20 protein-coding genes are annotated in these 22649 nt (G+C 73.1%); 5 read left to right on the top strand and 15 right to left on the bottom strand.

Annotated features, from left to right (window positions below; translation table 11 throughout):
* Positions 1-27 precede the first annotated feature (27 nt).
* From FHX44_RS22495 to FHX44_RS22485, 3 genes are read left to right on the top strand one after another with little or no spacing between them, the layout of a single operon-like run.
* On the top strand, positions 28-1248 hold the full coding sequence (locus tag FHX44_RS22495; RefSeq protein ID WP_147257601.1) for an alpha-hydroxy acid oxidase: 1221 nt from the start codon (positions 28-30) through the stop codon (positions 1246-1248).
* 41 nt (positions 1249-1289) lie between these two features.
* A complete protein-coding gene (locus FHX44_RS22490; RefSeq protein WP_147257600.1) occupies positions 1290-1526 on the top strand; it encodes an antitoxin in 237 nt (78 codons plus the stop codon).
* A gap of 53 nt (positions 1527-1579) precedes the next feature.
* On the top strand, positions 1580-1762 hold the full coding sequence (locus tag FHX44_RS22485; protein ID WP_147257599.1) for a hypothetical protein: 183 nt from the start codon (positions 1580-1582) through the stop codon (positions 1760-1762).
* Here the strand turns inward: FHX44_RS22485 and FHX44_RS22480 are convergent.
* Positions 1751-2128 carry an HAD-IA family hydrolase gene (locus FHX44_RS22480; protein ID WP_147257598.1) on the bottom strand — a complete coding sequence of 126 codons (378 nt, stop codon included), beginning with the start codon at positions 2126-2128 and terminating at the stop codon, positions 1751-1753. The two genes, FHX44_RS22485 and FHX44_RS22480, sit on opposite strands and share 12 nt — an antisense overlap.
* A 57-nt stretch (positions 2129-2185) precedes the next feature.
* Positions 2186-2632 carry a MarR family winged helix-turn-helix transcriptional regulator gene (locus FHX44_RS22475; RefSeq protein ID WP_170308991.1) on the bottom strand — a complete coding sequence of 149 codons (447 nt, stop codon included), beginning with the start codon at positions 2630-2632 and terminating at the stop codon, positions 2186-2188.
* A 99-nt stretch (positions 2633-2731) separates the two neighbouring features.
* Between FHX44_RS22475 and FHX44_RS22470 the strand changes: the two genes are divergently transcribed.
* On the top strand, positions 2732-3196 hold the full coding sequence (locus tag FHX44_RS22470; RefSeq protein WP_147257596.1) for an Rv3235 family protein: 465 nt from the start codon (positions 2732-2734) through the stop codon (positions 3194-3196).
* Positions 3197-3205: 9 nt separating this feature from the next.
* Here the strand turns inward: FHX44_RS22470 and secA are convergent, their stop codons facing one another.
* The 8 genes from secA to FHX44_RS22430 all read right to left on the bottom strand — a co-directional run bounded on the left by secA (position 3206) and on the right by FHX44_RS22430 (position 14803).
* Positions 3206-6211: a preprotein translocase subunit SecA gene (gene secA, locus FHX44_RS22465; RefSeq protein ID WP_147257595.1), complete on the bottom strand. Its 3006-nt coding sequence runs from the start codon at positions 6209-6211 to the stop codon at positions 3206-3208.
* 176 nt (positions 6212-6387) lie between these two features.
* Positions 6388-7041 (bottom strand): ribosome hibernation-promoting factor, HPF/YfiA family, encoded by a 654-nt coding sequence (gene hpf, locus FHX44_RS22460; protein ID WP_147257594.1) that lies wholly within the window; start codon positions 7039-7041, stop codon positions 6388-6390.
* A 252-nt stretch (positions 7042-7293) separates the two neighbouring features.
* Positions 7294-7947, bottom strand: a complete 654-nt coding sequence (locus FHX44_RS22455) for a ComF family protein (RefSeq protein WP_246170523.1) — start codon at positions 7945-7947, stop codon at positions 7294-7296.
* A 290-nt stretch (positions 7948-8237) separates the two neighbouring features.
* Complete coding sequence (locus FHX44_RS22450) at positions 8238-9974, bottom strand: LpqB family beta-propeller domain-containing protein (protein ID WP_147257593.1); 1737 nt, start codon at positions 9972-9974, stop codon at positions 8238-8240.
* Positions 9971-11653, bottom strand: a complete 1683-nt coding sequence (gene mtrB, locus FHX44_RS22445; protein WP_147257592.1) for an MtrAB system histidine kinase MtrB — start codon at positions 11651-11653, stop codon at positions 9971-9973. Before mtrB ends, FHX44_RS22450 begins: the two co-directional genes overlap by 4 nt.
* Before the next feature lie 143 nt (positions 11654-11796).
* Complete coding sequence (gene mtrA, locus FHX44_RS22440) at positions 11797-12474, bottom strand: MtrAB system response regulator MtrA (protein WP_147257591.1); 678 nt, start codon at positions 12472-12474, stop codon at positions 11797-11799.
* A 206-nt stretch (positions 12475-12680) separates the two neighbouring features.
* Positions 12681-13322, bottom strand: a complete 642-nt coding sequence (locus FHX44_RS22435) for a dTMP kinase (protein ID WP_147257590.1) — start codon at positions 13320-13322, stop codon at positions 12681-12683.
* A gap of 137 nt (positions 13323-13459) precedes the next feature.
* On the bottom strand, positions 13460-14803 hold the full coding sequence (locus FHX44_RS22430) for an MFS transporter (RefSeq protein ID WP_147257589.1): 1344 nt from the start codon (positions 14801-14803) through the stop codon (positions 13460-13462).
* A 65-nt stretch (positions 14804-14868) separates the two neighbouring features.
* On the opposite strand from FHX44_RS22430, the gene FHX44_RS22425 reads away from it, so the two are divergent.
* A complete protein-coding gene (locus tag FHX44_RS22425; protein WP_246170522.1) occupies positions 14869-15606 on the top strand; it encodes an ArsR/SmtB family transcription factor in 738 nt (245 codons plus the stop codon).
* On the opposite strand, the gene FHX44_RS22420 is transcribed toward FHX44_RS22425, so the two are convergent.
* From FHX44_RS22420 to ahcY, 5 genes are all read right to left on the bottom strand, one after another.
* A complete protein-coding gene (locus FHX44_RS22420) occupies positions 15607-17676 on the bottom strand; it encodes an iron ABC transporter permease (protein ID WP_212612603.1) in 2070 nt (689 codons plus the stop codon).
* Positions 17677-17678: 2 nt separating this feature from the next.
* Positions 17679-18668, bottom strand: coding sequence for an ABC transporter substrate-binding protein (locus tag FHX44_RS22415; protein WP_147257587.1), 990 nt, complete (start codon positions 18666-18668; stop codon positions 17679-17681).
* On the bottom strand, positions 18665-19504 hold the full coding sequence (locus FHX44_RS22410) for an ABC transporter ATP-binding protein (protein WP_147257586.1): 840 nt from the start codon (positions 19502-19504) through the stop codon (positions 18665-18667). Before FHX44_RS22410 ends, FHX44_RS22415 begins: the two co-directional genes overlap by 4 nt.
* A gap of 978 nt (positions 19505-20482) precedes the next feature.
* Positions 20483-20938: an NUDIX hydrolase gene (locus tag FHX44_RS22400; RefSeq protein ID WP_246170521.1), complete on the bottom strand. Its 456-nt coding sequence runs from the start codon at positions 20936-20938 to the stop codon at positions 20483-20485.
* A 125-nt stretch (positions 20939-21063) separates the two neighbouring features.
* Positions 21064-22563: an adenosylhomocysteinase gene (gene ahcY / locus FHX44_RS22395; protein WP_147257584.1), complete on the bottom strand. Its 1500-nt coding sequence runs from the start codon at positions 22561-22563 to the stop codon at positions 21064-21066.
* Positions 22564-22649: the final 86 nt, after the last annotated feature.

Here is a 22649-nt window from a genome sequence, read left to right as displayed (position 1 = left end):
CGGCCTGCTCGACATAGGGTGGCGGGCATGGTCCAGCGCCGGTTGCCCCGCCCGTCCGAACTGCGCCCGCTGCTGCGGCCGGCCCCGTTCGTGTGGGACGCCGACGAGCGGCGGTTGCGGCGCGCGGCGAGCATCGCCGACCTGCGGACGATCGCGCGCAGGCGGACCCCGCGAGCGGTGTTCGACTACGTCGACGGCGCCGCCGACGGGGAGCTGTCGCTGCACCGCGCGCGGCGGGCCTACTCCCGGGTCGAGTTCACCCCGACCGTCCTGCGCGACGTGTCCGAGATCGACACCGGACGGGAGATCCTCGGACGCCGCGCGAACCTGCCGTTCGCGATCGCCCCCACCGGCTTCACCCGGATGATGCACCACTCCGGCGAGCCCGCCGTCGCCTCCGTGGCCCAGCAGTTCGACATCCCTTACACGCTCTCCACGATGGGCACCACCACCATCGAGGACGTCGCGGCCGCGGCGCCCCAGGCCCGCAAGTGGTTCCAGCTCTACCTGTGGCGCGACCGGGCGCCCGCGAAGGACCTCGTGCAGCGCGCAGCCGCGGCCGGCTACGACACCCTGATGCTCACGGTCGACACCCCGGTCGGCGGGGCCCGCCTCCGCGACATCCGCAACGGCCTCACGATCCCGCCTGCGCTGTCGCTGCGCACGTTCCTGGACGGTGCCCGCCACCCGCACTGGTGGTTCAACCTGCTCACCACCGAGCCGCTGAACTTCGCCAGCCTCGAGTCGAGCTACGGGTCGGTCGAGGAGATGATCAACCGGGTCTTCGACCCCGCGCTCACCATCGACGACGTCGAGTGGCTGCGCGACACCTGGCCGGGCAAGCTCGTGATCAAGGGGATCCAGAGCGTCGACGACGCCGTGCGCGTGGTGGACGCCGGTGCCGACGGGGTGCTCCTGTCCAACCACGGCGGCCGCCAGCTCGACCGCGCTCCGGTGCCGCTGGAGTTGGTCGAGCCCACCGTGCAGGCGCTCGGCGACCGCGCCGAGGTCCTCATCGACACGGGCATCACGAACGGCGCCGACATCCTCGCGGCCACAGCACTCGGGGCCCGCGCCGCCCTCATCGGGCGTGCGTACCTCTACGGGCTCATGGCGGGCGGCCGGCTCGGCGTCGAGAAGGCCGTCACCATCCTGGCCGCCGAGATCGTGCGCACCCTGCAGCTGATCGGCGTCAACAGCGTCGACGAGCTGCGCCCTTCCCACGTACGGCTACGCCCGATGGAGTGAGTCGTGCTGCACGGGCGCCCTAGCAGGACCATGGTGCAGGCATGGGTTTCATGGACAAGGCCAAGGACCTGGCGAACCAGCACGACGACAAGGTCGACCAGGCCCTGGACCAAGCAGGCGAGAAGGCGAAGGAGCGCTTCGCCGGCCATGACGAGCACATCGACCAGGGGGTCGACCACCTGCAAGGCATGACCGGCGCCGGGGACACCACCGAGGCCCCGCCGGAGGAGGCGGCTGCACCCCCGCCGGAGGAGGAGCCTCCGCCCCCGCCGCAGTGATGCGTCGCTGATCAGGTCGTTTGGGGTCGGGCCGCCCCGGAGACTCCTCCCGTATGGGAGACGAGCGCGAGGAACGGTCCGGCCCCGGACAGGAGGGCTTCCTCGAGAACATCCTGCGCGAGGCCACGACCACCGGCGCCGAGGGCGAGTCGCGCCCGCCGGACGAGCCGCAGGCCGCTGCCGCCATGCCGCGCAGCACCGCCGAGCCCGACGAGGACGAGGAATCAGGCCGGTAGGTCGAACAGCGCCGCCACCTCGGCGATCGTCATCGCATCGTCGTGGTGGTGCACCACCACCGCACCCGCAACGCGGGCGCCCCGCAGGTTGCGCGCGTGGTCGTCGACCACGACGCAGCCGGTGACCGGCACGCCGAGCCGGGCGGCGACCCGCCGGTAGAGCTCCGGATCCGGCTTCCGAACGCCCAGCGCAGCCCCCAGCACCACCAGGTCGAACGCCGCGGCACAGGTGTCGGGCACGGTATTCGCCTCGGTCACGAGCGCCGTCGGCGTTCCCGCCGCTCGCACGCGGCGTACCAGCTCGACCAGCTCCGGCCCTTCGGTGAGCACCCCCGCGTAGTCCATCACCAGCGCCTGCAATGCCACGTGGGCAAAGCTATGACACGGCAGCTGTGTCACGCCGCTGCCGTGTTCCGGCTGCTGTCACGGCACCGCGCGCTCGATCGCATCCAGCAGGCCGACCAGGTGCGCGCGGATCACCGCCGCGTGGTCGGAGGCCGGCTCGGGCAACGCCGCGACGGCGGCCGCGACGCCCGCCGCGGCGGCGGCGTGCCGCTCCCGGCCGTGCGCGGTGATCGACACCCGCACCACCCGGCGATCGGCGGCGTCCCGCACCCGGTTCAGCGCTCCCTCCGCCTCGAGGCCGTCGAGGACGGGGGTGAGGGTGGCCGGGGCGAGCCGCAGGTATCCGGCCAGGTCGCGGTGCGACAGCTCCTCGCGCTCGTCGAGCTCGACGAGCGCGGCCAGCACGTCCAGCGCGGTGGCGCTGAGCCCGTGCGCCGCGGCCGCCTTCCGGGTGACGCGCTGCAGCGCCAGCCCGGTCCGCACGAGCAGCCGGTCGAGCGGCTCCGTGGCGGGTCCGGTGTGCACGGCCAGACGGTACGACCGTGACGGTGCGGACACGTACCGTACGGACCCGAAGCAACTCGTTCGGCCCTGCGATCCCCCGGAGCCGCCGAGGATCGAGCCGTGACGATCACACTGCCGACGATCGGCGCGCCTGCTGCCCCCGAACGACGCCGCGTGCGGCCCGTCCAGTACGAGCCGCTACCGGGCCAGGCCCCCGCACGCACGGCTCCGGCCGAGACATCCCATCCGGAGCGAGCACGCCGCGCCGCACGCGAGTTCGTCGAGGCCCACCACGCCGCCACGCGCATCCTGCGCCTCGCCCTCGAGGTGCTCGACGGCAGGCGCTCACCGCTGCAGCTCGCGCCGCACTTCGCTCCCCGCGCCCTGCGCTACTGGCGGGCGATCACCGGACAGCGCACCGCCCGGGCCCCGGCCCGGCACGGCCGCATCCGGCTCTGCATGCCGTGCCCCGGCGTGGCCGAGATCGCCGTCACGTGCCGCATCGACGGCGCCCACCGCGCCCTCGCCGCGCGTCTCGAGCACGCCGACGACCGGTGGCGCTGCACCGCGGTGCGGATCCTCTGAGGGGCCGTCTCAGGGCCGGGCCGCTGTGGGTGAGCCGTGGCACTGCTTGTACTTGCGACCCGAGCCGCACGGGCAGGGCCGGTTGCGCGACGGCTCGGCGCGGCCGGCCACCGTGGCCTCACCACGGCTGCCGTCCCGCCCACCACCGGCGGAGCGGCTGCGGGTGGTGCCGCCGTCCTCGGTCGGGCCGCTGTAGCGCAGGTCGGTCGGCCGGGAACCGCGGAACGCCGCCGGGAGCACGCTGCCGGTGCCCGTCGGGTCGCCGCCAACGGGGGCCGCGTGCCGGCCGGCCGGGGGCTGCGCGGGCGCCCGCCGTGCGGCGGGCGGTGCCTCCTGCGGCGGAGCCGCGCCCGCGGGCTGCGCGGCCGACGGCTGGGCCGCTGCCCCGCTCGCCGCCGCCGGAGCGGGCTGCGCCGGCTGCGCGGCCTGCACGGTGGCGTTGAACAGGTAGCCGACCGTCTCCTCCTTGATGCCCTCCGACATCGCCTGGAACATGTCGAAGCCCTCGCGCTGGTACTCGATGAGCGGGTCGCGCTGGGCCATGGCCCGCAGGCCGATGCCGTCCTTGAGGTAGTCCATCTCGTACAGGTGCTCGCGCCACTTGCGGTCGATCACCGTGAGCAGGACCTGGCGCTCCAGCTCGCGCATCCCGCCGAGCGGGGCGATGAGCTCGTCGACCTCGGCCTCCCGGCGGGCGTAGGCGTCGCGGGCATCGGCCAGGATCGCCTCGAAGAGGGTCTCCTTGTTGAGGTCGTCGATGATCCCGTCGTCGTCCCCCTCGCCGACGAGGTCCTGCCAGCGGATGCCCACCGGGTAGATGGTGCGCAGGGCGGTCCAGAGCTTCTCGAGGTCCCAGTCCTCGGCGTAGCCCTCGGCGGTGGCACCGTCGACGTACGCCCGGATGACGTCCTCGAGCATGTGCTCGATCTGCGACTCGATGTTCTCGCCGTCGAGGACCCGGCGACGCTCCTCGTAGATGACGGTGCGCTGCTTGTTCAGCACCTCGTCGTACTTGAGCACGTTCTTGCGGATCTCGAAGTTCTGCTGCTCGACCTGCGTCTGCGCGCTGCGGATGGCCTTGGTGACCATGCCCGCCTCGATCGGCACGTCATCGGGCAGGTTGAAGCGGTTCATGATCGACTCGACCAGCTGGCCGTTGAACCGGCGCATCAGCTCGTCGCCGAGCGAGAGGTAGAACCGCGACTCGCCCGGGTCGCCCTGGCGGCCCGACCGGCCGCGCAGCTGGTTGTCGATGCGCCGCGACTCGTGGCGCTCGGTGCCGAGCACGTAGAGCCCGCCGGCCGCCTTGACCTCCTCGGCCTCCTCGGCGACCTGCTCCTGCATCTTCGCGACGGTCTCGTCCCAGGCCGCCTCGTACTCCTCGCGGGTCTCCACCGGGTCGAGCCCGCGGCGGCGCAGCTCCAGGTCGGCGAGGAACTCCGGGTTGCCGCCGAGCATGATGTCGGTGCCGCGACCGGCCATGTTGGTGGCCACCGTGACCGCGCCCGCGTGCCCGGCCTGGGCGACGATCTGCGCTTCCTTCTCGTGGTGCTTGGCGTTCAGCACGTTGTGCGGTACCTGCAGCCGCCGGAGCAGCTGCGACAGGTACTCCGACTTCTCCACGCTCGTGGTGCCGACCAGCACCGGCTGGCCCGCCTGGTACTTGTCGGCGATGTCGGCGGCGACGGCGGCGAACTTCGCCTCCTCCGTCTTGTAGATCAGGTCCGGCTGGTCCTTGCGGATCATCGGCCGGTTGGTCGGGATCGGCACCACGCCCAGCTTGTAGATCTGGTGCAGCTCGGCCGCCTCGGTCTGGGCGGTACCGGTCATCCCGGAGAGCTTCTTGTAGAGCCGGAAGTAGTTCTGCAGCGTGATGGTGGCCAGCGTCTGGTTCTCGTTCTGGACCTGCACCTGCTCCTTGGCCTCGATGGCCTGGTGCATGCCCTCGTTGTAGCGCCTGCCGGCCAGCACGCGGCCCGTGAACTCGTCGACGATGAGGACCTGGCCGTCGCGGACGATGTAGTCCTTGTCCTTCTTGAACAGCTCCTTGGCCTTGAGCGCGTTGTTCAGGTAGCCGACGAGCGGGGTGTTGGCGGCCTCGTAGAGGTTGTCGATCCCGAGCTGGTCCTCGACGTGCTTGACGCCCTTGTCGGTGACCCCGACCGTGCGCTTCTTCAGGTCGTACTCGTAGTCGTACTGCTGGATCTCCGCGCTCCGCCGCGACAGCTCCTGGGGGGAGAGCCCGGTGATGTCGAAGCCGCGCATGGGCACCCGCGCGGTGCCACGGCCGTTCGCCATGTCGGCGAAGGCCTGGTACCAGCGCGAGCTCGCTTCCGCGGGACCGGAGATGATCAGCGGCGTGCGCGCCTCGTCGATCAGGATCGAGTCGGCCTCGTCGACGATGGCGAAGTTGTGCCCGCGCTGCACCATGTCGGCCTTCTTCCAGGCCATGTTGTCGCGCAGGTAGTCGAACCCGAACTCGTTGTTGGTGCCGTAGGTGATGTCGGCCGCGTACTGCTCACGCCGGACGGCGGGCGGCATCTCCGAGAGGATCACCCCGACGGTGAGCCCGAGGAAGCGGTGGATGCGCCCCATCTTCTCGGAGTCGCGCTTGGCCAGGTAGTCGTTGGTGGTGATCACGTGGACGCCGTCGCCGGACAGTGCGTTGAGGTACGAGGGGAACACCGACGTGAGGGTCTTGCCCTCACCGGTCTTCATCTCCGCGATGTTGCCCAGGTGCAGCGCCCCGCCGCCCATGAGCTGGACGGGGAACGCCCGCTGCCCGAGCGTGCGCACGGCCGCCTCGCGGACCACGGCGAACGCTTCGAACATCATGTCGTCGAGCGACTCGCCGTCGCGGTAACGCTCGCGGAACTCGTCGGTCTTCGCCCGCAGCTCGGCGTCGGTGAGCGCCTGCGTCTCCGGCTCGAGCTCGTCGATCACCTGGGCGTACTTGGCGAGCCGCTTCACCAGCTTGGTCTCGCCGGCACGGAGCAGACGGTTCAACAGCGGCACGGATCGACCTCATTCGCCTTCGGACCAGTTCGCGTTTCACGCAGCCCTGCCGGAGCACGCGCTGCCCCGACCAGGGTAGCGAAGCGGCGGGCCGCTCCCCCAACAACGCCGGAGGGGCGGCCCGCGTTCCACCTCGGACGCGAACCGCCCCTTTCGAGCACGGCTGCAGGATCTGGCTACTGCTCCAGGCGGATCATCCCGTAGTCGTAGCCCTTGCGCCGGTAGACCACGCACGGCTGGCCGCTGTCGGCGTCGGAGAACAGGTAGAAGTCGTGCCCGACGAGCTCCATGCGGGACAGCGCGTCGTCGACGCTCATCGGCTCGGCCGGGTGCACCTTGCTCCGGACGATCCGTCCCGGCAGCTCTTCCGGCATGTCCTCGTCGTGAGCACGCGGGACGGGGATGTCGAGGGTGTCGTCGGCGCGCAGGTCGGCCTCGTCGTCGACGCGATCTTCGGCGGTGGCCGCCGGGGCGTCGAGCACGGCGGTGGCCGCGCCCCGGCCCGCCATCACCCTGGTGCGCTTGGGCGTGACGCGGCGACGGTCGTGCGAGCGGCGCAACCGCTCCTCGAGCTTGGCGATGGCGGCGTCCAGTGCCGCGTAGAAATCCTGGGCGGAGGCCGCCGCTCTCGCAACGGGCCCGCACCCCCTGCCGGTGATCTCGACACGCTGGCAGCTCTTGAGCTGGCGGCGGTTGCGCTCGTGGAAGAGCTCGACCTCCATGCCCACGATCTTGTGGTCGTACCGCTCAAGTCGACCGAGCTTGTCGGCCACATGGACCCGAAAATGGTCTGGGACCTCGACGTTCCGGCCGGTGACAACGATCTCCACGCAGACTTCCCTCGCTCTCAGTATCGCTCTGGGCGTCGGGTTGACGTTTGCTGGCTCGCCGGCGAGTGCCCACTGCCGGCGCTCGATCGGTGCTCCTCCTAATGGGTGCCGTTGGTGGGATGCGGAGCACCGTAACGCGCATCACGGTTCGGCAACAGCCCTCCGAACCGACTGGCCCCAGGCCGGGTGGAAGCATCGGCCGAGAGGTTCCCCGGGCTCGGCCGCGCGGGTACGATTACGCGTTCCCCATGATCAACGGGCTGTGGTGGCGTCGCAGAGCACGACCGCCGCCCACACCGCGACACCGGCGGCGGCGAGCGCGTCGTCGCAGGTCCGGAGGGTGGCGCCGGTCGTCACGACGTCGTCCACCAGCAGCACGCTGGCGGTGCCGGGCGCCGGCAGTGCGGCGGGACGCACGCGCACGCGACCCGCCAGGTTGGCGGCGCGCTGCTCGGCGTCGAGCCCCACCGAGTCGCGTGCCCGGCTGGCCAGCCGCAACGGCCGCGCGACCCGCACGCCGGGCCGCCGCGCCGCGACCGCACGGCACAGGCGGGCGACGTGGTCGCCGCCGCGCTCCCGCGCCGCGGCCGCGCGCGACGGGGCGGGCACGAGGCACACCGGTGGCGGCCCGACGGCCTCGTCGAGCGCCGCCGCGAGCATGGCCGCGAGCGGCCCCGCGAGATCCCGCCTGCCGCGCTCCTTGTAGCGCAGCAGCGCGGAGCGCAGCGGGCCGGTGTAGCGCCCGACGGCGAGGACGGGCGGCCCGCCGGGCAGGTACGGTCGGGTGGGCGGCCCGAGGTCCGCCCGGCACCGCGGGCACCACGGGTGCACGGGCGCGCCGCACCCGGCGCAGTCGCCCGGCAGCACGAGGTCGACCAGCGCAGCCCCCAGCCCTCGCACGTCCACGAGACCAGCATCCCGCCCACCCCCGCCAGCCGGTCCCGCCCGAACCCGGGTTGTCCACAATCACGCCGCCCGTGCGCGAACGCGGGCCGAGGCGCCCGACTCGGCGCGCTCGAACGCCCGACTCACCGAACGGGATCGTCGGACTCACCGCGTGCGGATGTCGGACTCACCCCCACAACGCGAGTCCGACATCTCGACACGGCGAGTCCGACATCTCGACAGGCGAGTCCGACATCTCGGCACGGCGAGTCGGGCGTCTCGGCGCGGTGAGTTGCCCGTGCGGGCGCAGGTCAGCCCGGGTAGAGGGGGACGGCGTCAGGGGCGCCTGCGAGCACCTGGCGCCACGCGGCCTGGTCGCCGCCGCCGAAGCTCCAGACGCCGGTCTGGTCGGTGACCCACAGGGGGCGGTTGGCGGCGGCCGCGACCGCGGTCAGCGGGGCGGTGAGGTTGTTGCTCACGATCTGCTGGACGACGAGGCCGTCGACGGTGACCTGCCCGACCAGCATCTCGGGATTGCGGGTGATCGCGACGATCGACTCGGTGGAGCGCCAGTCCGCTGCCACGACCGCGCCGAGGTCGTCCGACCGCAGCCTGCGGACGTTGCGGATCGCGACCTCGCCGTCGATGGTGCGGGCGACGGCACCGGTGTGGAGACCACCGCCGACGACCGCGACGACGCGCATTCCGTCCCGCGACAGCCGGAGGTCCTGGATCGGCCCGAGCGCGGCGAGGTCGTCGGCGTTGACCCGGCCGGTGCGGGGCGGCGCCGTGTTGTCGACGAGCACGCGGGCGACGACCGCGGAGTCCAGGACTGTCCACACCTCGCCGCCGGTGGGCGTCCAGGACGGCCTGGTCATGGTGCCTGCGGTGAGCGGGACCGCCGCGACGCCGCCCGCGGCCCCGTTGCCGACGAGGAGCGTGCGCTGCCCGCCGACCTGGGCCACAGCGGCGAGCCGCTTCCCGTCGACGGTGGACGCCGCGGACTCGACGTCGAAGGTGCCGTCGCCCAGTGCGCCGGGCAGCGGCGCACTGGGTTCCGGACCGCTGAGCTGGCGCACGCGCCCACCCGCCACGACGAGCCCCGGCACGTCGGCGCCCGGCTCGATCTCGGCGGAGAGCCCTGCGACGTCCTCGCGGGTGAGGTCCTGCCGGTCGGGCAGGAGCGGCTCGCCGTCGGCCAGCAGCCGGACGCGCCCGACGTTCACCTCCGACAGCGACAGCACCACCTGGGCGGCGAGCAGCATCCGGGACGACTCGTCGAGGTCGCCGAGGCGGGTGAGGTCGACGATCACCGCCCCGTCGTCGCTCGTCGTCAGGTTCGACCGCAGCTGCGCGCCGGGTGGGAGCAGGGAGACGGCCGCCCCGGTCAGCGCCCCGGACGGCCCGGCGAGCAGCAGCTCCATCACCCGCGCGGACTGGGCCCGCGCCGGGACGCTCGGCACGTGGCGAACGTCGGCGACGACGAGCCTGCGGACCGGGTCGACGAACCAGGTGCGCACCGGCTTGTAGTTGTCGCGGAAGACCGAGAGCGGCACGACGACCCCCGGCGGCAGCTCGGAGATCCGCCACTGGCCGTCGCGGCGGACGACGGTGACGTCCTGCTGGAACAAGGCCTGGACGGGCTCGAACGACCCCGACGAGGTGAGGCGGCCGATCGCCGTGCCGCGGATCCGGATCGTGGTGATGTCGGAGCTCGGGCTGGCCGCGCCCGGGGCCGGGACGGTGTCGAACTGCCCGTCGAGCACGGTGAGGCCTGCGGAGTCGTCCCAGCCCTCCGCGTCGGCGGACAGGAACCGGCGGGCGGCGCCGTGCCGCTCGGTGCTGCTGCCGGAGGCGAACACGAAGTCGCGGACGAGGTCCAGTGGGTTGCTGCCCGCCACCGGGCCGGGCGGGACCAGCGCGTCCTCGCCGCCGCCGACCTGGCGCAGCACCTGGACCGGGGAGCTCTCGGGCACGCTCGCGCAACCGGCGAGCGCGGCGAGCGCGATGAGGAGGGCCGGCACGAGCGAGGCGGGACGGCGGCTCACGACTCCTCCTGCGGGGACGCGTGCACAGTGGTCGTGCGGGGGCGCGGCGGGGTGGGCACCGAGGCAGGCTCGGCGGTCGGGGCCGCCGGTTCCTCGGGTCCGAGCGGCAGCGGGCTCGACTCGACGACGTCGCCCACGGTGCGCGGCAGCGTCAGGCGGAACGCGGCGCCCTTCCCGATCTCGCCCCAGGCCTGCAACCACCCGCCGTGCAGGCGGGCGTCCTCGATGGCGATCGACAGCCCGAGGCCGCTGCCGCCGCTGCGCCGGGCCCGCGACTCCTCCGCACGCCAGAACCGGTTGAACACGAGGCCTGCCTCGCCCGGCCGCAGGCCGACGCCGTGGTCGCGCACCAGCACGGCGACGGACCGCTCGTCGGCCCGCAGCACCACGCGGACGGGCTTGCCCTCGCTGTGGTCGATCGCGTTGGCGACGAGGTTGCGCACGATGCGCTCGACGCGGCGCGGATCGACCTCGGCGTGCACGCCGACGGGCAGGTCCAGCTCGAGCGGTGTGCGGGTCTCGCCTGCGATACCGCGGACGGCCTCGACGGCCCTGGTGACGACCCCGTGCATGTCGACGCTCTCGGCTCCCAGCTCCGCCACTCCCGCGTCCAGCCTGCTGATCTCGAGCAGGTCGGCGAGCAGCGCCTCGAACCGGTCCAGCTCGGCGACGAGCAGTTCCGAGCTGCGCCGCAGCGCCGGGAGCAGCTCGTCGCGCGATGCGTAGAGCACGTCGGCGGCCATGCGCACGGTGGTGAGCGGGGTGCGCAGCTCGTGGCTGACGTCCGAGGTGAACCGCCGTTGCAGGGCGCCGAACTCCTCGAGCTGCCGGATCTGGCTCTGGATGCTGCTCGCCATCTCGTTGTAGGACTCCGCGAGCCGGGCCACCTCGTCCTCGCCCTGCACGGGCATCCGCTCGTCGAGGTGGCCGTCGGCGAACCGTTCCGCGACCTCCGCGGCCTGCCGCACCGGACGCACGACCTGCCGCGTGACGATGCCGGCGATGCCCGCGAGCAGCAGCAGGAGCACCAGCCCACCCACGATCAGCGTGCTCTGCACGGTGCCGAGGGTGCGTTGCTCGGCGGTGAGCGGGAACAGCAGGTAGAACTCCAGATCACCGACGGCGGTGCGCACCGGCTGCCCGACGATCAGCGTCGGGACCTCGACGCCCTGCTCGGTGAGGGTCGTCGTGTACTGGCTGGAGAGCGTGCCGGCGGCCACCGCCTCGCGCAGCGTGGCCGGGACGTCCTCGACGGGGCCCGCGGAGACCTGCGCGCCCGCATCGCGCGCGCTCGTGGTGAGCACCGCGCGGAACTCGCCCGCGGTGGCGGGCTGGTCCTCCACCGAGCTCGCGTTGGTCAACCGGTCGAGCGCGTTGTTGAGCTCGCCCTGCGCGCCCTCGCGGTCCGGGTCGACGCCGGCGAGGTCGCGCTCGAGGAGCACGGCGCCGGTCTCCGTGCGCACCCGGGCGTCGGCCTCCTTGGCCTGCAACAGCCGCTGCGCGATCTGCGTCTGCAGCACGAGGCCGAGCACCAGCACGACGGCCGTCGACAGCGCGAGGGTGCTGATCACGACCCGCAGCTGCAACGAGCGGCGCCACGCGAGGTTCCACGCCTCGGTCAGCTCCGCGATCAGCTGGCGGGCCGGGGCGAGGCCGCGGCGCACCCGCTCAGTGAACATGGCCTCCGCTCCGCTCCGGCGTGCTCGCGGGCCCGAGAAGACGCCGACCCGCTCCTCCGGTGCTCGGTCGCTCGTCCCTCGCTCCCTGCGCGCCTCCCCCGCACGTCGGCGCCGGCCCGCTCGCGGCGATCATGGCCGGGCGGTCACGGCGGTCCCGCCTTGTACCCCACGCCGCGGACGGTCAGCACGACCTCCGGGTGCTCCGGATCGCGCTCGACCTTCGACCGCAGCCGCTGCACGTGGACGTTCACCAGCCGGGTGTCCGCGGCGTGCCGGTAGCCCCACACCTGCTCCAGCAGGACCTCGCGGGTGAACACCTGCCGCGGCTTGCGGGCCAGCGCCACGAGCAGGTCGAACTCCAGCGGGGTGAGCGCGATCTGCTCGCCGTCCCGCATGACCTGGTGGGCCGGCACGTCGATGGTGACGTCGCCGATCGCGAGCTGCTCGGCGGGCTCGGCCTCGGTGCGCCGGACCCGGGCCCGGATGCGCGCCACCAGCTCCTTGGGCTTGAACGGCTTCACCACGTAGTCGTCCGCGCCCGACTCCAGGCCGAGGACGATGTCGACGGTGTCGCTCTTGGCGGTCAGCATCACGATCGGTACGCCGGACTCGGACCGGATGGCGCGGCAGACGTCGATGCCGTTCATGCCCGGGAGCATCAGGTCGAGCAGCACGACATCGGGCCGCAGCTCCCGGACGGCAGGGAGCGCCCGGGTGCCGTCGGCGACCACGGCGGTGTCGAACCCCTCGCCCCGCAGCACGATCGTCAACATCTCGGCGAGCGCCGGGTCGTCGTCCACCACCAGAACGCGCGACTTCATGAACGCAGCATCCCATCCCACGTCGCGCGCCCGCCTCGGACCCGCGGGTTCGCGCAAATCGCACCCGCTCCGCGGGCCCGGTCGCCGATCTGGATCGTGCCCGAGGCGGATGCCCCACCAGGCCCTGCCGAGCACCTCGGCGTCCCCCTCCTCACCTGCGACGCCCGTATCCGGCGCGCCCATGGCCATGGAGCCGAAGTCGTCGTCTATCCCACGAGCCGAGCGGCGAGCGCGTCGGCATCGATGGCGGCGCCACCGTCCAGCACCGTCCACGGCGAGAGCCAGGACGCCTCCGCGAGCTGCGCGTACACAACGGCCGTGCGCTCCTGCAGGTCCGCGTCCGACTCGTAGGCGTCCCGTTCCCGGCCCGCCTCGGTGCGTTCCCGGTGCGCGGCCCGCTGCGCCGCCACCTCCCGCGGAACGGCGAGCAGCAGCTGGTGGTCCGGCACGGGCACGCCGAACCGCTCCACCTCCAGCTCCCGCACCCAGCCCGCGAACTCGCCGTCGGCGCGCTGGTGCAGCCGCGCCGCGTTGTAGGCGACGTTCGAGGCGATGTACCGGTCGACCAGCACAACGTCGTGCGACCCGCGGGCGGCCCGCAGCTCGGGAGCGGCCGCGCGGCGGTCCAGCGCGAACAGCAGCGCCATCCCGTGGACGGAAGCCGCAAGGTCGCCGTGCCGCCCGTAGAGGGCCTCGCGGGCCAGCTCGGCGTGCACGTCGCCGTCGTAGCGGGGGAACGCGAAGCGCGCGACCCGCGCGCCCCTCGCGACGAGCGCCGCGCACAGCGCGTCGGACAGGGTGCGTTTGCCGGCCCCGTCCAGTCCTTCCACGACGATCAGCCGTCCCATGCGCGCATCATGCCGGGCACACGTTCTCCGGCGTCCTCGTGTATGCGCACGGACGCGACACCGACTTCCACGTCGCGGCGGCCGCCCAGGTCAAGACCCTTGCCGAAGGCCGGTCGGCGCGGGTGATCCCACCCCGATCAGCGACGCGTGGCGAGCAGCGTGAGGCCGATCGCGGCCGTGTACGCGGCGACGGTCACCGCCATCGGCACGACGAGCGACATCCCGGACCCGACGACCAGCAGGCTGCCGAGGACCGCTGCGCCCAGCGCACCGCCTGCCTGCCGTGCGGTGTTGAGCACACCGCTGCCCAGACCGGCGCGGTCGGCTCCGACACCCGACATGACGACCGACGTCATCGCCGGCATCGCGAAGGAGCAGAAACCGAGCACCGTCGCGCCGGTCACGACCAGCGGCAGCGGTCCGGACGAGCCTGCCGCCAGCAGCAGGGACGCGCCTGCCGCGCCTGCGCCCAGCCCGGCGAGCATCGGGGCGCGGGCGCCGAACCGTCCGGTGAGCCTGCCGCTCATCGCGGCGCCGATGCAGATCGCCACGGTGAGGGGGAAGATCTGCATCCCGGCCGCGAACGCGGACTGCCCGAGGGGGCCCTGCAAGTAGAGCGACAGGCACAGCAGGCTGCCGTAGAGGCAGAAGTTGAACAGGAACCCCACCCCCGTGCCCGCCGAGAACCGCAGGGACGTGAAGACCGACATCGGCAGCATCGGCTCACGGGCACGGCGCTCGACGAGCACGAAGAGCGGGAGGAGCGTCGCACCGGCGAGCACCAGCGCCAGCGGGAGCGGGTGCGTCCAGCCACGGTGCCCCGCTTCGATGAGCCCGCCGGCGAGGCCCGCAAGCCCGGCCGTGCCCAGCACCAGCCCGGGGAGATCGAGCGGACCCGCCTGCCGCGCAGGTGACTCGGCCGCATGGCGGCGGATCATCACGAACGCGGCCATGCAGACCGGCACGTTCACCAGGAAGATCGCCGGCCAGCCGGAGGCGGCGACCAGCACACCGCCGAGAACGGGGCCCGCGGCCATGCCGATGCCGGAGACCCCGCCCCAGACGCCGAGGGCGTGGGCCCGTTCCCCTGGATCCGGGAACTGGTGGACGATCAGGGCCAGCGAGCACGGCAGCAGCGCGGCTGCGCCGATGCCCTGCACCGTGCGGGCCGCGATCAGCACCGGTACGTCCGGCGCCGCCGCACAGGCCACGGATGCGAGCGCGAACGCCGCGAGCCCCCACAGGCAGACGCGCCGCGAGCCGAACCGGTCGCCCATCGAACCCGCCGTGAGCATGCCGGCGGCGAGCGCGACGGTGTAGCTCGCCACGACCCACTGCTGGTCGGCGAGCGTCCCACCGAGGTCGGCGCGGATCGCGTCGAGCGCGACGTTCACCACGGTGGCGTCGAGCTGGATGACGAAGAAGCCGAGGCACGCCGCGACCAGGGCCGGCCGCGGTGCCGCCGATGTACTGCGGATCATGCTTCGAGGGTGGGCGCGAATCGGTTCGACGTGGATCGAATCCTCCGCGGCCTACCGTGGGGGACGTGGTCGCGGGAGACGTGGAGATCAGCGAGGTCGCGGCGCTGCTCGCCGACCGGGCGCGCTGCCGGGTGCTCCTCGCGCTGAACGACGGGCGCGCGCTGCCGGCGAGCGTGCTCGCCGACGAGGCCGGCGTCACGAGGGCGACGGCCAGCAGCCACCTCGGCAAGCTCACCGACGCCGGACTGCTGCGCGTGGAGCCGCAGGGCCGCCACCGCTACTACCGGCTGGCCGGGCCCCATATCGGGGAGCTGCTGGAGAAGCTGATGGAGATCGCCCCCGCCCGGCCCGTCCGGTCGCTGCGCGAGAGCACGAGGGCGGGCCAGCTGCGGGCGGCGCGCACCTGCTACGACCACCTCGCGGGGCGGCTCGGGGTCGAGATCATGGCGGCCATGATCGAGCGGGGGTACCTGGACGGCGGGGACGGCCGGCACCACGCGGAGCTCGCCCGCCATGATCGCCTCGCGGGTTACGGGCGCGACGTCGACTACGCCCTGACCCCAGCCGGTCGGCGGTGGCTGGACGAGATGGGCGTCCACGTCCCGGAAGGCAGGCGCACGCTCGTCCGCTACTGCGTCGACTGGAGCGAGCAGCGCCACCACCTGGCCGGTCTGCTCGGGCGGTCGATCCTCGTCCGCTTCCTGTCCGCGGGCTGGGTACGGCGCCGGGAGCACGGCCGCAGCGTGCAGGTCACGCCGAGCGGCGAGGCGGTGCTCGCCTCGGCCCTCGGCGTCCGCCTGTGATCAGCCGGTGGCAACGCGGGAGCGCCACAGCAGCCACGCGAAGTACGGCGTGCCGATGAGCGCGGTGAGGGTGCCGGCGGGCAGCTGGGCCGGTGCGATCACGGTGCGGCCGAGGACGTCGGCGAGGCACACCAGCAGGCCCCCGAGCATCGCGGCGACCGGCAGGACCCGCGCGTGCCGGGCTCCGACCAGCGCCCGCGCGGCGTGCGGGGCGACGAGCCCCACGAAGGCGAGCAGCCCGATCGCCGACACCGCGGTGGCCGTGAGCACGGCCGCGGCGGCGAGCAGCGCGAGCCGGGACCTGCCGAGCGGGACGCCCAGCACGCGGGGCGTGTCGTCGTCGAGGGCGAGGAGGTCGAGCTCGTCCCGGGCGCGGACGAACCCCCCCACGGCGAGCACGAGCACGACCGCCACCGGGATGACCTGCGGGAACGTCCGCCCGTACGTCGACCCGGCGAGCCACGTGAGCGCTTTGGCCTCGTTCCACGGGTCGGTGAACACGATCATGAGCGTGATCAGGGCCATCGAGCCGTAGGAGACCCCGACCCCGACCAGCACGAGCCGGTCCGTGGCCAGCCCGCCGCGAGCGGCGAGCCCGAACACCAGCGCCGACGCCGCCAACGCACCGAGCGCGGCGCTTCCGGTGAGCGTCCAGACACCGACGGTGGGCACGATCGTGATCATCGCTACCGCGGCGACACCCGCCCCGCCGCTGACCCCGAGGAGCGCGGGCTCGGCGAGCGGGTTGCGGCACACCGACTGCACGACGGCACCCGCGACGGCCAGCGCCGCGCCGGCGAGGAGCGCGGCGAGCACCCGCGGGACCCGTGCGTCCAGTACGAACGTGGTGACGGGCCCGGCCCGGCCCGCGACCCAGTTCGCGACGTCGCCCATGAGCAGGAACGCATCACCGAGCAGGAGACTCCCGGCCGTGACGGCGACGGTCAGCGCCAGCGTCACCGCCGTGACGACGAGGAACGTGCGGCGGTCGCGGAGCCGCCCGGAGCGGGCCGCCGGCGCCTGCCGCACCGGGCCGGAGTCGCGGAACCGGCGGGCCACCGCCACCAGCACGACCGCCCCGAACACCGTGGTCACCACCCCGGTCGGCACCTCGATCCCGCCCTGCCCGCCCAGCGCGAGCCGGACCAGCACGTCGGCGGCGAGCACCACGCCGACCCCGGCGAGCGCGGACATCGGCACGAGCATCCGGTGCCGGTACAGCCCGGGCACGAGCGGGGCGAAGAGCCGGACGACCGCGGGAGCGCAGAGCCCGACGAATCCCACCGGGCCCGCGACCGTCACCGCGGCCGCCGACAGCAGCACGGCGAGCACCGCCGCCACGACGCGCGTGCGGCGCACCGGGACGCCCAGCACCACGGCGGTGTCGTCCCCGAGGCCCAGCACGTCGAGCCGCCTGCCGAGCGCGACCAGCGCCACGATCCCGAGCAGGACCACCGGGGCCATCCGGGCCACCGAGCCCAGCCCGATCTGCGCGAGCTGGCCGCTCCCCCACGCGTACAGGCCCGTGGTCTCCTCGGTGAACAGCAGGATGAGCACGCTGACCAGCGCGAAGAGGGCGAGCGACACCGCCGAGCCCGCCAGCACGAGCCGTGTCGGCCCGGTGCCGCCGCCGGAGATGCCGAACACGAGCGCGGCCGCCCCGAGCCCGCCGGCGAAGGCCAGCAGGGCCGAGGCCTCGACCGGCACCACGAGCCCGAACGCCGCGCAGGCGACGATCACGAGGTGGGCGCCCGCGTTCACGGCAAGGGTGTCCGGCGCCGCGAGTGCGTTCCGGGTGATCGACTGCAGCGCGGCACCCGCTGCGCCGAGCGCGGCGCCCACGACCACCCCGGCCAGCAACCGCGGCAACCGCGAGGCCACGAGCACCGCGGCCGTCTGGTCCGTGCCGGCCCCGGTGAGCAGCGCGAGCAGGTCCGCGGCGGCCACGCCGGACGTGCCCTGCGTGAGGTGCACCGCCGAGAGCAGCAGGACGATCGCGACGCCGAGCGCGGCGACCGCGGCCACGGTGGCCCGGGAGGCCACCCGAGGCGCAACGAGGGCGTCCTGCACCGTCAGCCGGCGAGGGCTGCGGTGATGGCGTCGACGTACTGTCGCATCGACGCCGGCCCGCCGAACATCCAGATGCCGTCGGGCAGCCGCGTGACGTTCCCGGCCTGCACGAACGGGAGCGACTGCCAGACCGCGTTGCCCGCGAGGCCCTCGACGAACGGGTCTGCGCCCTCCACCTTGTTGGTCCAGTACACGAACTCGACGTCGCCGAGCGTGGTGAGCCCTTCGACGTCGGTGCTCGCCAGGCCGTAGTTCTCGTCGCCTGCCATCGGCCACGCGTTCACCAGGCCGAGCTCCTGCGACACCGTCTCGATCAGCGAACCCTCCGTGAACGGGCGGATCGAGAGCCGGCCGCCGTCGAGGTAGCCGTCGGCGAAGGCGATCCGGCGCCCGGCCAGACCGGCTGCGGCGATCCGCTGCGCGCCCTCGGCGAGCGCGGAGTCGAAGCCGGCGAGCATCTGGTCCGCCTCGGCCTGCTTCCCGGTGACCTGCGCGACGAGCTCGACGTTGCGGCGCATCTGGCCGAGCGGGTCGGACGCGTCCGCGTCCCGCACGACCACGACGGGGGCGATCGCCTCGAGCTGCGTGAGCGCGCCCTCGTTCACATCGGACGCGGCGAACACGACGTCGGGGCGCAGCGCGGCGATCGCCTCGATGCTCGGCTCGCCGCGCACGCCGACGTCACGGACGCCCTCGGTGAGGGGGGCGGCCTGCACCCACGCCGAGTAGCCCTGGACGTCGGCGACCCCCACCGGCATCACGCCGAGCGTGACGAGGTACTCCACCAGCGCCCACTCCAGCCCGACCGCGCGGGTCGCAGGCCCGCCGAACGTGATCTGCTTGCCGCGCGCGTCGGTGACGCTGATCTGCGCGCCGCTCGCCGGGGCGGGGGACGTCGGTGTGCCCGCCGGTGCCTCGGTCGTGCCGCAGGCGGCGAGCACCAGTGCGACCACGCCCGCGCCAAGGGCGACGCCGATCCGCCGTCCTCTCATGCTGACTCCTTCTTGTGCCTGTTGGTGTGCCGGCCGACCGGCCGGATGCGCAGGAGCCCCGTGACCGGGTCGCGGTCGACCGCCACCCGGATCCCGTAGGCCTCGGTGAGCAGCTCGGACGTGAGGACCGCCGCGGGCGGACCCACCGCGCGCACGCGCCCGGCCGCGAGCACCACGACCTCGTCGGCAACGGCGGCGGCCTGGTCCAGGTCGTGCAGCACCACGCCGACCGCGATGCCGGACTCGTCGGCGAGGTCGCGCATCAGGTCGAGGATCTCCACCTGGTAGCGCAGGTCGAGGTGGTTGGTGGGCTCGTCGAGCAGGAGCACGCCGGTGTCCTGGGCGAGGCAGCAGGCGAGCCACACCCGCTGCAGCTGCCCGCCGGACAGCTCGTCGACCGGCCGGTCCGCCAGGTCCCCCACGCGGGTCAGCGCCATCGCCCGCTCGACAGCTGCGGGCCCGTCCGGATCCTCGCCACGGAACCGTCCGCGATAGGGGTACCGGCCGAGCCCGACGACGTCATGCACCGAGAGCCCCGTCGGAACCGGGCGGCTCTGGGTGAGCAGGGTGACCCGGCGGGCGAAGTCACGCCGGGTGAGCGCGAGGGCGTCGGCGGGCGGGTCGCCGTCGACGACGATCTCCCCGCGGTCGGGGCGGTGCAGGCGCGCGAGCGCACGCAGCAGGGTGGACTTGCCGCTGCCGTTGGGTCCGACGAGCGCAGTGACCTGCCCGGCACGGATGTGGGCGGCGGCCCCGTGGACGACCTGGACCCCGTGGTAGCCGAGATCGAGATCGGCGCCGCGGAGCGCGGTGGCGGTTCGCCCGGTCGTGAGCACGGCTTAGGATAGCCACACCTTGTTCGAGGACGAGGAGGTGGCCGACCAGCGGGCGCCTGTGGCGATCTGGGCAGGGGGAACGGTGATCTCGCGTGCTCGTGGGCGCCGGAGCTCCAGTGGCGCCTCCTGACCAGGGCCTTCGGTGGCGCCAGGGCCTTCGGTGGCGCCAGGGCCTTCGGTGGCGCCAGGGCCTTCGGTGGCGCCAGGGCCTTCGGTGGCGCCAGGGCCTTCGGTGGCGCCGCGCATCGTGCGGGGCCGCCCCTCACCCGTCAAGGGCGCCTACGGCGTCGCTCCGCGATCGCTGCGCGACCCTTGACGGGCGAGCCTCTGCGACCCCTCCGGGCAGCACAACGCGGGCAGGCCAGGGCCTGCCCGGAGGGCGCGCGGCGCCACCGAAGGCGGTCCCACGGCCAAGATCAAGGCCTCGGCGCGAAAACGGCCGAAAATGACACGAGAACCCACCGAACTGCCGATCATGCCGCCCGTGGCGCCGCCAACAGCCGACTTCACACACCCAGTACGGACTTCACACAAGGCCGGCCTTGTGTGAAGTCGCCGCTGGGTGTGTGAAGTGGCTATCGGCGGAGACAGAGGGCTCTCGGGATCGGCCCGAGGAGTACATCAACGTCACCGCCGAGCCCCCGGTGTGCTGATCGGAGCGATCTCCGCAACCGGCGCACCCGTTCTCCGCCCACGCACCCCGTCGACCGGGCGTGTGGCCCGACACGGGGCGCGCGAGCGCACACAGGGTGCGTGACGGGCGGGGAGATCCGCCATCGCGTGTCCGTGAGACCGGCCTGCTGGCGGCGCCGCGCGCCCCATCGGGCAGGCCCCCGGCCTGCCCGCACAATGCGCGGCGCCGCCAGCAGGCCCACCGACAACCATGGGCGCGAACGGCGCCCTCTCTCAGCGATCTGCGCCTTGATCCCTGCAGACCTTGGCGGGAGCGGCCGCGGCGCGAGCGACCCGACTGCGCGTCTATGCGATGGCGCGGACCGTCTCCCACGTCTCGGCGAAGCCGGGGTGCAGGGGCAGGTCGGGGACCGATGCGGCCCGCACCCAGCGCACCTCGAGGGTCTCGGCGGTGAGGGCGGTGGGCAGAACCGCCGTGCGGGCCTGGCCCACCACGGTGGTGTAGGACCAGCCGCCGTGGTCGTCGACGTAGCTGCCGGTGATCTCGTACGCGTCGGTGGGGAGCCCCGCCTCCTCGGTGGCCTCGCGCTGCGCCGCCTGCTCCGGCGACTCCGCGCGGTTGCGGGCCCCGCCGAGCAGGCCCCAGGTGCCGCCGTGGTGGCTCCACAGCGCGCGGTGCTGCAGCAGCACGCACTCACGGTGCCAGAGCAGCAGACCCGCCGCGCCGAAGATCCCCCAGTGCTTGTGCCCCAGGGCGCAATGCGTCCAGCCGTCGCCGTCGCCACGGGGGAACGCCACCACGGGCTCACACTATGTCGTGACGCTCGCCCAGGCGAGGTGCTCGGGACCCGGCGATCCGTGCGCAGATTGCAGGAAGGCCACCTCCACGCCACGGGATGGCATGAAGGTGGCCTTGCTGCAACCGGTCAGTACCGGTAGTGCTCGGGCTTGAACGGGCCCTCGACGTCCACGCCGATGTACTCGGCCTGGTCCTTGGTGAGCTTGGTCAGCTCACCGCCCAGCGCCTCCACGTGGATCTTGGCGACCTTCTCGTCCAGGATCTTCGGCAGCCGGTAGACGTCCTTGTTGTACTCCTCGTGCTTGGTGAACAGCTCGATCTGCGCGATCACCTGGTTGGAGAAGCTGTTGGACATCACGAACGACGGGTGTCCGGTGGCGTTGCCCAGGTTCAGCAGCCGGCCCTCGGACAACACGATGATCGAGTGCCCGTCGGGGAACACCCACTCGTCGACCTGCGGCTTGATGTTGATCCGCCGGATCCCCGGGTAGCGGGCCAGCCCGGCCATGTCGATCTCGTTGTCGAAGTGCCCGACGTTGCCGATGATCGCCTGGTGCTTGGTGCGGGCCATCAGGTCCGCGGACACGATGTCCTTGTTGCCGGTGGTCGTGATGACGATGTCGGCCTGCCCGATCACGTCCTCCAGCCGCGCCACCTGGAAACCCTCCAGCAGCGCCTGCAACGCGCAGATCGGGTCCACCTCGGTGACGATCACCCGGGCGCCCTGCCCGGCCAACGCCTCGGCCGACCCCTTGCCCACGTCGCCGAACCCGCAGACCACGGCCACCTTGCCGCCGATCAACACGTCGGTGGCCCGGTTGATGCCATCCACCAGCGAGTGCCGGATCCCGTACTTGTTGTCGAACTTGCTCTTGGTGACCGAGTCGTTCACGTTGATCGCCGGGAACAGCAACAGCCCCTGCTCGGCCAGCTGGTAGAGCCGGTGCACCCCGGTGGTGGTCTCCTCGGTGACTCCGCGGATGTCCGAGGCCACCGTGGTCCACCGCTTCGGGTCCTCGCCCAGCGAACGGCGCAGCGTGTCCAGGATGATCCGGTACTCGTCGGAGACCGTGTGGTCCTCGTCGTCCACCGTGGGCACCACGCCGGTCTTCTCGAACTCCACGCCCTTGTGCACCAACAGGGTGGCGTCACCGCCGTCGTCGAGGATCATGTTCGGGCCGACCACGTTCCCGGCCTCGTCGGTGAACTTGAACAGCTGCTCGGTGCACCACCAGTACTCCTCGAGCGTCTCGCCCTTCCAGGCGAACACCGGCACGCCCCGCGGCTCCTCCGCGGTGCCGTGCGGCCCGACCACGATCGCCGCGGCCGCGTGGTCCTGGGTGGAGAAGATGTTGCAGGACACCCAGCGCACCTCGGCCCCGAGCGCGACCAGGGTCTCGATCAACACCGCGGTCTGCACCGTCATGTGCAGCGAACCCGCGACCCGGGCCCCGTGCAACGGGCGCGCCTCGGCGTACTCGCGGCGCAGCGCCATCAACCCGGGCATCTCGTGCTCCGCGAGCCGGATCTCCTTGCGGCCGAACTCCGCCAGGCCCAGATCGGCCACGGCGAAGTCGATGCCGTTGCGCTTCTGCAGCCTGCTGCTGATGTCGGCAGTGGCGGTCATGGGGTACTAACGCCTCCTCGTAGGGCTGGTGCGGCCGGCCACGTTACTGGTGCCCGGCCGGCTGGAACATCGAGGACGGCGGAACG

This window comes from Pseudonocardia hierapolitana (genome assembly GCF_007994075.1).
Taxonomy (GTDB): Bacteria; Actinomycetota; Actinomycetes; order Mycobacteriales; family Pseudonocardiaceae; genus Pseudonocardia; species Pseudonocardia hierapolitana.
Note: the sequence above shows the minus strand (reverse complement) of the source record. Positions and strands in the feature narration are given on the sequence as shown.

Bases quoted from the DNA above. Each gene is read 5' to 3' on its own strand.
- FHX44_RS22495 (WP_147257601.1), top strand. From the start codon at position 28: ATGGTCCAGCGCCGGTTGCCCCGCCCGTCCGAACTGCGCCCGCTGCTG.
- FHX44_RS22490 (WP_147257600.1), top strand. From the start codon at position 1,290: ATGGGTTTCATGGACAAGGCCAAGGACCTGGCGAACCAGCACGACGAC.
- FHX44_RS22485 (WP_147257599.1), top strand. From the start codon at position 1,580: ATGGGAGACGAGCGCGAGGAACGGTCCGGCCCCGGACAGGAGGGCTTC.
- mtrB (WP_147257592.1), bottom strand. From the start codon at position 11,653: ATGTTCACTGAGCGGGTGCGCCGCGGCCTCGCCCCGGCCCGCCAGCTG.
- mtrA (WP_147257591.1), bottom strand. From the start codon at position 12,474: ATGAAGTCGCGCGTTCTGGTGGTGGACGACGACCCGGCGCTCGCCGAG.
- FHX44_RS22435 (WP_147257590.1), bottom strand. From the start codon at position 13,322: ATGGGACGGCTGATCGTCGTGGAAGGACTGGACGGGGCCGGCAAACGC.
- FHX44_RS22430 (WP_147257589.1), bottom strand. From the start codon at position 14,803: ATGATCCGCAGTACATCGGCGGCACCGCGGCCGGCCCTGGTCGCGGCG.
- FHX44_RS22415 (WP_147257587.1), bottom strand. From the start codon at position 18,668: ATGAGAGGACGGCGGATCGGCGTCGCCCTTGGCGCGGGCGTGGTCGCA.
- ahcY (WP_147257584.1), bottom strand. From the start codon at position 22,563: ATGACCGCCACTGCCGACATCAGCAGCAGGCTGCAGAAGCGCAACGGC.